Origin of the sequence: Microbacterium sp. NPDC087592, from assembly GCF_044743585.1 — a bacterium.
GTDB lineage: Bacteria > Actinomycetota > Actinomycetes > Actinomycetales > Microbacteriaceae > Microbacterium.
On record NZ_JBIUWT010000004.1, the window covers coordinates 1 to 11,905 of the forward strand.

Consider the following 11,905-nt stretch of genomic DNA (forward strand, 5'->3'; position numbering starts at 1 on the left):
CCGATGGTACTGCAGGGGGGACCCTGTGGGAGAGTAGGACACCGCCGGACTCCTTTTAGACAAAATGGCCACCCATCGATGGGTGGCCATTTTGCATTGTGCTGGAGAAGAACAGAAGAGCCATCCCTCGCGGGGTGGCTCTTCTGCGTTAACCCGCGCCGCGAGGTCGTTGCTTCACCGCTTCAGACGAGCCTCGAGCATGGCTGCGCACTCCTGTACAGCTGCGGCCAGAAGGTTCTCGTCCAGATCCGCTCGTCCCCACGTCACAGCCACGGCGGCCACCGGCCACCCGGCGGCGTCGAGAACTGCGGCGCCCACGCTGCGCAGTCCGTCCGCGATCTCGCTGTTCTCTGTCGCGTACCCTCGTGAGCGCACCTCGCGGAGCAGCTCCCGCAGCTCCCGCGGCGTGCGCGGCCCGAGTCCCGTGCGGTCGGGGAATGCCGACAGATCCGGGTACAGGGCACGCACCTGCTCACGGGGGAGAGCAGCGAGCATCGCTCGCCCCGACGCGGTGAGGTGCGCGGGGAGCCGTACACCGACATCTGTGACGAGAGCGGGCCGACGTGGTGCCCGCTCCTCGACGATGTAGAGCACATCGCCCCCGCTCATCACCGCAAGGTGCGCGCTTTCGCCCAGTCGGTCGGAGAGCGCGGCCACGAGCGGTCGGCCTCTCCGCGCAAGTGGCTGCTGGCGCGCATACCCGCCGGCGAGTTCGAACGCTGACGTTCCCAGGCCCCACCGTCGCTCCTCGCGCAGGTGAAGCACGAATCCGTGAGCGGCCAGCGTGGTGAGGAGGTGGTAGACCGTCGACCGCGGCAGTTCGAGCTCGCGCGCGATCGCCGACGCCGCCACCGGAGCGGGCCGACCGGCGAGAAAACTCAGGATGCGGAGCGTGTTCTCCGCAGCAGGTACTTGCGAGGCGGGTGCCAGCGCCGCGTTGGGCGCCTTCGCCGCATCAGGATTGTCTGGGATCACAGACAAAGCATCGCACGAACGGGTGCCGCTGACGACACGTCGGGTGTGGAATCGAACCATGACCGAACTTGCCCCCGTGCTCGTCGGAGCGGCCCCGCTGTCTCCTGCCGAAGTCGTCGCCGTCGCCCGCCACGATGTCCCCGTGCAGATCGACGCGGATGCTCTCGGCCGCGTCGCAGAGACCCGTCGCGTGATCGACGGCCTCGCCGCAGACCCGCATCCGCACTACGGAGTCTCGACGGGATTCGGCGCCCTCGCGACCACGTTCATCGCGCCCGACCGGCGCCTGCAGCTGCAGGCCAGCCTGATCCGTTCTCACGCCGCAGGCACCGGCGCCGAGGTCGAGCGCGAGGTCGTCCGGGGACTGCAACTCCTCCGCCTGCAGACCCTGAGCTCGGGGCGCACGGGCGTGCGCCCCGTCGTCGTCGAGACCTATGCGGCCATGTTGAACTCCGGGATCACCCCCGTCGTGCGTGAGTACGGCTCGCTCGGGTGCTCCGGCGACCTCGCGCCCCTCGCGCACATCGCCCTCGCCGCGATGGGGGAAGGTGAGGTCCGCGACGCATCGGGTGCTCTCGTCCCCGCGTCCGAAGCGCTCGCGACGGCGGGGATCGTACCGCTCGTGCTCGTCGAGAAGGAGGGTCTCGCCCTCATCAACGGCACCGACGGCATGCTCGGCATGCTGGTGCTTGCCCTGCACGACCTCGAGATGCTCTTGCTCACTGCCGACGTGGCTGCGGCGATGTCGGTGGAGTCGCAGCTCGGTACCGACGCGGTCTTCGCCGCCGACCTCATGGCCCTGCGCCCGCAGACGGGGCAGACCGCATCCGCCGGTAACCTTCGGGCGCTGCTGACGGACTCCCCGATGGTCGCCAGCCACAAGGGGCCCGAGGACGGGCGCGTGCAGGACGCCTATTCGCTGCGTTGCTCACCCCAGGTCCACGGTGCGGCCCGCGACACGCTCGCGCACGCAGCGATGATCGCCGGCCGCGAGCTTGCCAGCGTCATCGACAACCCGGTCATCACCGTGGACGGACGCATCGAGTCCAACGGCAACTTCCACGGCGCCCCGGTGGCTGCCGTCCTCGACTTCCTGGCCATCTCGGTCGCCGACATCGCGTCGGTGTCGGAGCGCCGGACCGACCGCGCGCTGGATCCGGCACGCAGTCACGGCCTCCCTCCGTTCCTCGCCGACGAGGTGGGCGTCGACTCGGGCCTCATGATCGCGCAGTACGCAGCCGCGGGCATCGTCTCCGAGCTGAAGCGCCTGGCGGTGCCGGCATCCGTCGATTCGATCCCATCGTCCGCCATGCAGGAGGACCACGTCTCGATGGGGTGGGCCGCCGCGCGCAAGCTGCGCCGTGCGATCGACGGCCTCGGCCGCGTGCTCGCGATCGAGATCCTCACCGGCGCTCGCGCCCTCGATCTGCGCGCCCCGCTGCAGGCAGGACCCGCGACCGGCGCCGTACGCGACCTGGTTCGCACGGTCGCCGCCGGCCCCGGCCCCGACCGCTTCCTCTCCCCGGAGATGGAAGCGGTCACCGCCCTCGTCCAGTCGGGCGACGTCGCCCGCATCGCAAAGGAGCACATCGATGGCTGAGAACACGACCGCTGGGCCGCGTGCCGTCCGCGCTGCGCGCGGAAACACACGCACCGCGAAGAGCTGGGGCGCTGAAGCCGCCAAGCGCATGCTGATGAACAACCTCGACCCCGAAGTGGCCGAGCACCCCGAGGACCTCGTCGTGTACGGCGGGACGGGCAAGGCCGCCCGCAGCTGGGAGGCGTACGACGCGATCGTGCGCACTCTCGACGAGCTCGAACCCGACGAGACGCTGCTCGTGCAGTCGGGCAAGCCGGTCGGTGTCTTCCGCACCCACGAGTGGGCGCCGCGCGTGCTCATCGCCAACTCGAACCTGGTGGGGGACTGGGCGAACTGGCCGGAGTTCCGCCGTCTCGAGGAACTCGGCCTCATCATGTACGGGCAGATGACCGCCGGCTCCTGGATCTACATCGGTACGCAGGGCATTCTGCAGGGGACCTACGAGACGTTCGCCGCAGTGGCACGCTCCCTCGGTCGGGATTCCCTGCGAGGCACCCTCACCCTCACCGGCGGTGCCGGTGGCATGGGCGGGGCCCAGCCCCTGGCGGTCACCATGAACGACGGCGCGGTGCTGATCGTCGACGTCGACGAGTCACGTCTCGCTCGGCGGGTGGACCACGGCTATCTCGACGAGTACACGACCGACCTCGACGCGGCTGTCGCACGGGTCATCGCCGCGAAGGAGGCCGGTGAGGCGCTCTCGGTCGGTGTCGTCGGGAACGCGGCCGAGGTCTTCCCCGAACTGCGGCGCCGTGGCGTGCCGATCGACATCGTGACCGATCAGACCAGCGCGCACGATCCGCTCGCGTACCTCCCGATCGGGATCGGCGTCGAGGAGTGGAAGGCCGAAGCCGAGCGCGACGCCGAGGAGTTCACTCGCCGGTCGCGCGAATCCATGGCGGCACATGTCGAGGCGATGGTCGCGTTCCAGGACGCGGGAGCTGCCGTGTTCGACTACGGCAACTCGATCAGAGCCGAGGCGCAGCTCGGTGGCTACGACCGGGCCTTCGCCTTCCCCGGATTCGTGCCCGCCTACATCCGTCCGCAGTTCGAAGAGGGGCGCGGCCCGTTCCGCTGGGCGGCTCTCTCCGGAGACCCCGAGGACATCTACAAGACCGATCGCGCCATCGCCGAACTCTTCCCCGAGGACGCGGCCCTGCACCGCTGGCTGGAGAAGGCCGCGGAGAAAGTGCACTTCGAGGGCCTTCCCGCACGCATCTGCTGGCTCGGCTACAAGGAGCGGCACCTCGCGGGGCTCAAGTTCAACGAGATGGTCGCGTCGGGCGAACTCTCGGCGCCGATCGTGATCGGACGGGACCACCTGGACTCGGGCTCGGTCGCCTCGCCGTACCGCGAGACCGAGGCCATGAAGGACGGCTCCGATGCCATCGCCGACTGGCCCCTGCTGAACGCGCTGCTGAACACGGCATCCGGTGCCTCCTGGGTATCGCTGCATCATGGAGGCGGTGTCGGCATCGGCCGCTCGATCCACGCGGGTCAGGTGACCGTCGCCGACGGCTCGGCCCTCGCCGCGGAGAAGCTCGAACGGGTGCTCACCAACGACCCGGGCACCGGTGTGATGCGCCACGTGGATGCCGGGTATGAGCGCGCCCGCGAGGTCGCGCGCGAGCGCGGCCTGAACATCCCGATGCTCTGACACCCTCGAAGGATCTCGAACGGGAGGAACGGCGATGCGCACGCTGCTGACCAACATCGCAGAACTCACCACCAATATCGCCGCCGATGGCGACCCCTGCGGAACGCTGAGCGATGCGGCCGTCCTGATGGAGGACGACCGCATCGCCTGGCTCGGCGCGGCCGCGGACGCACCGGCGTCCGACGAGACGGTGGATGCCGGCGGCCGGGCCGTGATCCCCGGATTCGTCGACAGCCACAGCCACCTGGTGTTCGCGGGCGACCGCGCGGCGGAGTTCGAGGCGCGCATGGCGGGGCAGAAGTACGCGGCCGGCGGCATCCGCTCCACCGTCGCCGCCACCCGGGCAGCGAGTGACGAGGAGCTGCGCGCGCGACTCCGCGGGTTCCTCGCCGAGATGCTCGCGCAGGGGACGACCACCGTCGAGGTCAAGAGCGGCTACGGGCTGAGTGTCGCCGACGAGGAACGGCTCGTGCGTCTGGCGGCGGAGGTCACATCGGAGGTGACCTTCCTCGGCGCGCACGTCGTTCCCGCGGAGTACGCCGACCGCCCGGATGAGTACGTGGACCTGGTCACGGGGCCCATGCTCGACGCCTGCGCACCGCACGCGAAGTGGATCGACGTGTTCTGCGAGACCGGCGCATTCACCGTGGCGCAATCACGGCGAGTGCTCGAGGCGGGGATCGCGCGCGGACTCGCGCCTCGCGTCCATGCGAGCCAGCTCGGACCGGGCGACGGCGTGCGCCTCGCGGTCGATCTGGGCGCAGCGTCCATCGACCACGGCACGTATCTCACCGAGGCCGACGTCGACGCACTCGCTCAGAGCTCCACCGTGCTGACCCTGCTTCCGGGAGTCGAGTTCTCGACCAGGCAGCCGTACCCCGACGCGCGGCGCCTGATCGATGCCGGCGTCACCGTGGCCCTCGCGTGCGACACTAATCCGGGATCGAGCTTCACCTCGTCGATGCCGTTCTGCATCGCGATCGCTGTGCGCGACATGGGCATGACTCCGGCCGAAGCCGTCTGGGCGGCGACCGCAGGGGGCGCCCGTGCGCTGCGGCGCGACGACGTCGGGATCATCGCCCCCGGAGCCCGCGCCGACCTCGTGCTGCTCGATGCCCCCACCCGCGTGCATCTCGCGTACCGCCCGGGCGTGCCCCTGGTGCGTCAGGTGTGGAAGGACGGCACGACCGTCGTGTGAGTCACCGACGGGCGGCGAGACCGGCGAGCAGTTCGAGCACGCACAGCGCCGCGAGCCGGACCGTGCGGGCATCCTCGGCATCGGCCGTCGCGTCGACCTCGGCGATGTCGGCGCTCACGACGCGGGGATCCGCGGCCACGGCACGGGTGAGCGCGCGCAGCTCCCATGCCTGGAGCCCGCCCGGCACACTCGCGGGGCAACCCGGTGCGACCGAGCGGTCGCACACGTCCACGTCGATGTCGAGGTGCACGCGGGAGTCCTCACCGGCGCCCGCGATCTCCAGGGCCTCCGCGACCACGTCGTCGACGCCGCGACGGCGCAGCTCGTCGAGGGTGATCACCCGGATGCCCCACTCAGCGGCACGCTGCGCGTAGGCGGCGGAGTTCGCGAAGTCGGCGATGCCGATCTGAACGATCCTGGACGGATCGATGCGCGCGGTGCCGAGCGACGACGCGGCAGGCACGTCTTCGACGAGGCGGCGCACCGGCGTGCCGTTGGAGATCCCGTCACGAAGGTCGAAGTGCGCGTCGAAGGTGATCAGCCCTGTCGCCTCGGCGCCGAGGGCGACAGGGTAGGTGAGCGAGTTGTCGCCGCCGAGTGCGATCACGAGTTCTGTGGCACCGGTGAGCTCTCGTACGCGGGAGATGACCCTCGCCTCGCCGGCGGATCCGTCGGGATCGGTCACGTCGCCGGCGTCGGCGATGCGCAGCACGTCATCGAGCTCGACCACGGGCGGACCCATCAGGGCGGTTCCGTATCGCGGGAGGGCCTCGCGGATCGCGGTCGGTGTCGCGTGCGCACCTGTCGGCGACAGCGACGTGCGCCAGGTCGGTACGCCGAGCAGCACGGCATCGGCTGCACCGCTGAAGGCGGGCCAGGATCCGGCGCGCCGCCAGAGCGGGTCGTGACTCAGCTGTCGGGATGCGGGTGCCATGTCAGACTCCGGGGATCAGGGCGTGGGCGATCGTGAAGATGGCGAGGCCGGCGAGGGCGCCGACGAACGTGCCGTTCAGTCGGATGTACTGCAGGTCGCGTCCGACCATGAGCTCGATCTTCTCCGTGGTCTCGGCCGGGTCCCAGCGCTCGACGGTGTCGGTGATGATCGACGCGATGTCGTGGCGGTAGCGGTCGACGAGGAAGACGGCGGCATCGGACACCCAGGTGTCCACGCGGTTCTGCAGCGCGGCATCCGTCGTCAGGCGTTCGCCGACCTCCTGCAGCGCCTGCACCGCGCGTCGGCGCAGACCGCTCTCGGGGTCGGCGAGAGCGGCGAGCAACCCGTTCTTCGCGGTGTTCCACGCCTCGGCGGCCAGGGCACCGACCCGGGGGCTGTCGAACAGTGACGCCTTCGCGTTCTCGAGCTTGGCGCGGGTGGCGGGGTCGTTCTGCAGGTTGTCGGCGAGGCGGCCGAGGTAGCCGTCGACGGCGATGCGGGCCGGGTGCCGCGGGTCGGCCTGCACAGCGTGGACGAACTTGATCGCCTCGTTGTAGACGGTGTCGTCGACGAATCGATGGGCGAGCTTCGGGACCCAGCCGGGAAGGCGCCGCGAGACGAGGCCCGAGAAGGACTCGGCATTGGCCTCGAGCCAGCGTCCGATGCTGTCGACCGCGAGATCGACGGCGCCGTGATGTGCGTCGGCCTCGACGATCTTCTCGAGCCACGCGCCCGCGGGAGGGCCCCACTCCGGAGCGACGAGGTGCTCGCGCGCGAGGTCGGTGATGAGGTCGCGCACGTCGTCGTCGCTCAGCGCGTTGAGCACCGCCGTCGCGATGGTCGCCCCCTCGGCGCCGACGCGCTCGGCGTGCGGAGCCTCACGCAGCCATTCGCCGGCACGGAGGGCGATCCGCGTGCTCGACAGCTTGGTGCGCACGACATCGCCCGCCAGGAAGTTCGTCTCGACGAACTCGCCGAGGCTCCGGCCGATCTCGTCCTTGCGGCTCGGGATGATCGCGGTGTGCGGGATCGGCAGTCCCAGCGGGCGGCGGAACAGCGCGGTCACGGCGAACCAGTCCGCGAGCGCGCCCACCATGCCGCCCTCCGCCGCGGCACGGACATAGGCGAGCCAGTCGAACCGCTGCTGGAAGGCGAAGGCGAACACGAACACGACGGCCATGAACACCAGCGCTCCGAGGGCGACGGCCTTCATCCGGCCGAGCGCGCGCAGGCGTTCCTGGTCAGCGGGCGAGAGCTGCGTCATCGGTGTTCGCGGCATGACGTCATCCTTTCACGGGCGGTAGCCTCGAGACGTGATCGAAGACATCAAGAAGCGCGCCCTGCACCGCACCAGCATCCTCGAGGGGCAGATGCGCGGCGTCGCGCGGATGATCGAGAACGAGGAGTACTGCATGGACATCATCACGCAGTCGCGTGCGATCCAGCGTTCCCTCGAGTCGCTGAACCGGCTGCTGCTCGAGAACCACCTCCGCACGCACGTCACCCACATGTTCGATGCCGGTGGAGACGAACGCGACAAGGCCGTGGTCGAGCTGCTCAAAGCCTTCGACTTCGACTCCAAGTAGCCGGTTCTCGTCCGCCCACCTGCGACGGACTCGACGCCTAGAGCACCGACTGCGCGCGCGTCAGCACGTCACGGAGGATCTGCTCGATCTCGCGGAACTCGGCCGGCCCGACGGTGAGCGGTGGCGCGAGCTGGATGACGGGGTCGCCGCGATCGTCGGCGCGACAGTACAGTCCCGCCTCGAACAGCGCGGGGGAGAGGAACCCACGCAGCAGCCGCTCGGACTCGGCGCCGTCGAAGGTCTCCTTGGTGGCCTTGTCCTTCACGAGCTCGATGCCGAAGAAGTACCCGTCCCCGCGCACGTCACCGACCATGGGCAGGTCGAGCAGCTTCTCGAGCTCGGCGCGGAAGAGCGGAGAGTTCTCGCGGACATTCGCGTTGAGTCCCTCCTCGTCGAAGATGTCGAGGTTCTCCAGGGCGACTGCTGCGGAGACGGGGTGACCGCCGAACGTGTAACCGTGCGGGAACGAGACGTCTCCCTTCGAGAACGGCTCGTAGATGCGGTCGCTGACGATCGTCGCACCGATGGGGGAGTATCCGCTCGTCATGCCCTTGGCGCAGGTGATCATGTCGGGCACGTAGCCGAGGCCCGTGCAGGCGAACGTGTGGCCGAGGCGCCCGAAGGCGCAGATGACCTCGTCCGACACGAGGAGCACGTCATGGCGGTCGCAGATCTCGCGCACGCGCGCGAAGTACCCGGGAGCCGGTGGGAAGCAGCCGCCGGAGTTCTGCACCGGCTCGAGGAACACCGCGGCGACCGTGTCGGCGCCCTCGAACAGGATCATCTCCTCGATGCGGTCTGCCGCCCAGCGTCCGAAGGCCTCGAGGTCGTCGGCGGGCGCGCCCATCTCGGCCGCGCGGTAGAAGTTGGTGTTCGGCACGCGGAAGCCGCCAGGGGTGACCGGCTCGAACATCGACTTCATCGCCGGGATGCCGGTGATCGCCAGCGCTCCCTGCGGGGTGCCGTGGTACGCGACCGCCCGGGAGATCACCTTGTGCTTGGCGGGCTTCCCCTGCAGCTTCCAGTAGTGCTTCGCGAGCTTGAACGCGGTCTCGACGGCCTCGCCGCCGCCCGTGGAGAAGAAGACTCGGTTGAGGTCGCCCGGAGCCTCGTCCGCGAGACGGTCGGCCAGCTCGATCGCCGCCGGATGTGCATACGACCACAGCGGGAAGAACGCCAGCTCGGATGCCTGCGCGGCGGCCGCCTCGGCCAGCCTTCGCCGACCGTGCCCGGCGTTCACCACGAACAGGCCGGCGAGGCCGTCGAAGTACTCCTTGCCCTTCGCGTCCCAGATCCGATGGCCGTCGCCTTTGACGATGATCGGGACACCGGACGCGGTCATCGTGGACTGCCGGGCGAAGTGCATCCAGAGATGGTCCTTCGCCATCGTCTGCAGCGCGGACTCCGACGGGATGGTGCGTGCGGTGTTCATCTGGTCCCCCAGTTGTAGAGCTGCTTCTGCAGCTTCGCGTAGATGAAGGTCTCGGTGGAGAGGACGCCGTCGATCGGGCGGATGACGTCGTTGATCAGAGACAGCAGGTCGTCGTCGTCCTCACAGACCACCTCTGCGAGGACGTCGAAGGAGCCGACCGTGATGACGACGTAGTCGACGGCATCGATCGCCGCCACGGCCTCGGCGACGTGTCGTGTATCTCCCGACACGCGGATGCCGATCATCGCCTGCCGGGGAAAGCCGAGCTGCATCGGATCGGTGACCGCGACGATCTGCATCACCCCGGACTCCGTCAGCCGCTGCACGCGCTGCCGTACGGCGGCCTCGCTCAGGCCGACCACACGACCGATGTCGGAATACGAGCGGCGTCCGTCTTCCTGGAGCAGCTCGATGATCGTCTTGGAGATCGCGTCGAGTGTGGGATTCTTCTTCACCGGACCCATGGTGCGATCTTCGCACTCGTCACCGCGTCAGGCAACCGATTCCGCGGTCGCGACGTGCTTCATCGACGGAACCGGCGGGAATGCGCTCAGGACTCGATCGGACCCAGCAGTGCGCTCGCCGCAGTGGAATGCGCGGATTCGGGGTCGGAGGGGTGGAAGGCACCCGCCAGCACGTCGCGATACAGCCGGGACAGCTCGTTCGCCGAGAAGTAGGAGCCACCACCCGCCACGAGCATCGCCTCGTCGACGACGTGCTTGGCCATCGTGATCGCGCGGTGCTTGACGCCCGAGAGCAGCGGGAACCAGCGCACCCCGTTGTCGACACGATCGTCGACGTCGCGGGCGAGCGCCGCGATCTGCGGAGGCAGCGCGTCGTACGCGAGCCCCATGTCGGCGATGCGCCAGCGGATGTCGGGGTCCTGGCTGTATGCCAGCCCGGTCTTCTTCGAGTGCCGCTTCTGCGCGGTGGCGATCGCCAGCTCGAGTGCGCGCCGGGCGATGCCGGTGTACACCGAGGCCAGGAGGATCTCGAACACCGAGAAGATGCCGAACACGATCGGGTCGGGGCTGGGACCGGGATCGATGCGGCGCACCACGTGCGCGGCATCCGCCACTGCACCGTTCAGCCGCGTGGTGCGGCTCTGCGTTCCGCGCATGCCCAGGGTGTCCCAGTCATCGGAGGTGGTGACGGCATCCGTCCGCTCCACGAACGCGAACACCAGCTTCGGCGCGTCGGGGCTCGTGGTGTCGAGGCCGTGCAGTCCGAGCCGCGTCCACACCGGGGCGAGAGACGTGAAGATCTTCGTGCCGGTGAAGGCGTAGCCACCGCTCCCGTCGGGCACGGCGGCGGTGTCGCTGCCGAACAGGACCAGGTCGTTGCCGCCCTCGCTGATGCCGAAGGCGAAGACCTCGCCGGCGACCGCGCCGTCCTGCACGAACTCGAGGCCCGGAACGCCGCGGTCGGAGAACACCTTCGCCACCCCGGTCCACACCAGGTGCATGTTGATGGCCAGCGCCGTCGCCGGAGCGGCGCCCGCCAGTCGCTGCTGCAGGAGCGCGGCCTCGGCGAGACCGAGGCCCGCCCCGCCGCGTTCGGTGGGCACCAGGATCGACAGGTAGCCGGCGGCGCGCAGCTCGTCGAGGTCCTGCCGGGGGAAGGTGTTCTCGCGGTCGTGGATCGGCGCGCGCTCCCTGATGCGTTCGAGAAGGTCGTCGGGCAGGAAGGCTGTGGGATCGAACGTGCTCATGCGAGTGCCTCCAGAAGCTGACGGACGGATTCGTCCGGGCGATCACGGTGCAGCGAATGTCCTGCACCCTCGACGACGGACAGGGTGATCAGCGGATTCGCGGCGAGGACTTCCGCGGCGAGGTCGCCGGTGAAGATGCTGTAGACCGCGGGATCCGCACCGATCACGTGTGTCGGCACGGTGAGGCGCGCGGCGTCGGCACGCACATCCCACGGCTGGTTCTGGACGCTGGTCTGCTCCACCGCCCAGGCGCTGGCGCGCAGGACGGCGTCGACTTTGAGCTCCTGGTCCTGCGGATGCCAGTGCGGGTGCTCCTGCTGCACGACCTCGAGCCGGGTGTCGGCGAAGGCGCGCTCCTGGCTCCGGCGGACGATGGCCGCGTCGCGTCCGTCGACATGGATCGCGGGATCGATGAGCACGAGGCGTCGCGTCCAGCCGGGGGAGGATGCCGCCGCGACCGTGCTCGCCGCGCCACCGAGGGAGTGGCCGATGACCGCGTCCCAGGATCCGCCGTCCTCCGGATGAGTGGCGGCGAGGTCGGCACCGTAGGCGGCGACGGAGTAGTCGAGGGAGCGCGGGGCGTCGCCGTGACCCCGGAGATCGACGGCCGTGGCATGCCATCCGGCGTCGGCGAGAGCGTCACCCAGGCGCCACATCAGCGCGCCCGAAGAGCCGAGACCGTGGACCAGAAGCGCCCGCCGCGAGGCCGACGGAGAACCCCAGGCGAGGCGGGGCAGCGTGAGCGGTGCAGGCATGGCACCAGCCTACGACCGGGAGAGATGTCCGTCTCCGGAAGCGCCCGAGCAGCTCCG

11 protein-coding genes are annotated in these 11,905 nt (G+C 69.6%); 4 read left to right on the forward strand and 7 right to left on the reverse strand.

The window, feature by feature from the left end:
- Window positions 1–174 precede the first annotated feature (174 nt).
- Window positions 175–981, reverse strand: coding sequence for an IclR family transcriptional regulator (locus ACIOTO_RS18285; protein WP_400858865.1), 807 nt, complete (start codon window positions 979–981; stop codon window positions 175–177).
- Window positions 982–1,033: 52 nt separating this feature from the next.
- On the opposite strand from ACIOTO_RS18285, the gene hutH reads away from it, so the two are divergent.
- The 3 genes from hutH to hutI are packed head-to-tail and all read left to right on the forward strand — an operon-like array spanning window position 1,034 to window position 5,430.
- Window positions 1,034–2,575, forward strand: a complete 1,542-nt coding sequence (gene hutH, locus ACIOTO_RS18290) for a histidine ammonia-lyase (protein ID WP_400858867.1) — start codon at window positions 1,034–1,036, stop codon at window positions 2,573–2,575.
- A complete protein-coding gene (hutU, locus tag ACIOTO_RS18295; protein WP_400858869.1) occupies window positions 2,568–4,232 on the forward strand; it encodes a urocanate hydratase in 1,665 nt (554 codons plus the stop codon). Before hutH ends, hutU begins: the two co-directional genes overlap by 8 nt.
- A gap of 34 nt (window positions 4,233–4,266) precedes the next feature.
- Window positions 4,267–5,430 carry an imidazolonepropionase gene (hutI, locus tag ACIOTO_RS18300; RefSeq protein ID WP_400858871.1) on the forward strand — a complete coding sequence of 388 codons (1,164 nt, stop codon included), beginning with the start codon at window positions 4,267–4,269 and terminating at the stop codon, window positions 5,428–5,430.
- Window position 5,431: 1 nt separating this feature from the next.
- Here hutI and ACIOTO_RS18305 read toward each other — a convergent pair whose 3' ends face one another.
- Both ACIOTO_RS18305 and ACIOTO_RS18310 read right to left on the reverse strand, forming a co-directional pair.
- Complete coding sequence (locus ACIOTO_RS18305; RefSeq protein ID WP_400858872.1) at window positions 5,432–6,364, reverse strand: agmatinase family protein; 933 nt, start codon at window positions 6,362–6,364, stop codon at window positions 5,432–5,434.
- Between the two features lies 1 nt (window position 6,365).
- Window positions 6,366–7,643 carry a DUF445 domain-containing protein gene (locus ACIOTO_RS18310; RefSeq protein WP_400858874.1) on the reverse strand — a complete coding sequence of 426 codons (1,278 nt, stop codon included), beginning with the start codon at window positions 7,641–7,643 and terminating at the stop codon, window positions 6,366–6,368.
- 34 nt (window positions 7,644–7,677) lie between these two features.
- Here ACIOTO_RS18310 and ACIOTO_RS18315 point away from each other — a divergent pair, with 34 nt between their 5' ends.
- Complete coding sequence (locus ACIOTO_RS18315; protein WP_029262067.1) at window positions 7,678–7,950, forward strand: metal-sensitive transcriptional regulator; 273 nt, start codon at window positions 7,678–7,680, stop codon at window positions 7,948–7,950.
- A gap of 37 nt (window positions 7,951–7,987) precedes the next feature.
- On the opposite strand, the gene ACIOTO_RS18320 is transcribed toward ACIOTO_RS18315, so the two are convergent.
- The 4 genes from ACIOTO_RS18320 to ACIOTO_RS18335 form a co-directional block, all read right to left on the reverse strand.
- Entirely contained in the window at window positions 7,988–9,382 is a 1,395-nt protein-coding gene (locus ACIOTO_RS18320) for an aspartate aminotransferase family protein (protein ID WP_400858876.1), read from the reverse strand.
- Entirely contained in the window at window positions 9,379–9,846 is a 468-nt protein-coding gene (locus ACIOTO_RS18325) for an Lrp/AsnC family transcriptional regulator (RefSeq protein WP_029262065.1), read from the reverse strand. Before ACIOTO_RS18325 ends, ACIOTO_RS18320 begins: the two co-directional genes overlap by 4 nt.
- A gap of 86 nt (window positions 9,847–9,932) precedes the next feature.
- Complete coding sequence (locus ACIOTO_RS18330) at window positions 9,933–11,093, reverse strand: acyl-CoA dehydrogenase family protein (protein WP_400858877.1); 1,161 nt, start codon at window positions 11,091–11,093, stop codon at window positions 9,933–9,935.
- On the reverse strand, window positions 11,090–11,848 hold the full coding sequence (locus tag ACIOTO_RS18335) for an alpha/beta fold hydrolase (protein WP_372469264.1): 759 nt from the start codon (window positions 11,846–11,848) through the stop codon (window positions 11,090–11,092). The genes ACIOTO_RS18330 and ACIOTO_RS18335 overlap by 4 nt, the downstream gene beginning before the upstream one ends.
- Between the last annotated feature and the right edge of the window lie 57 nt (window positions 11,849–11,905).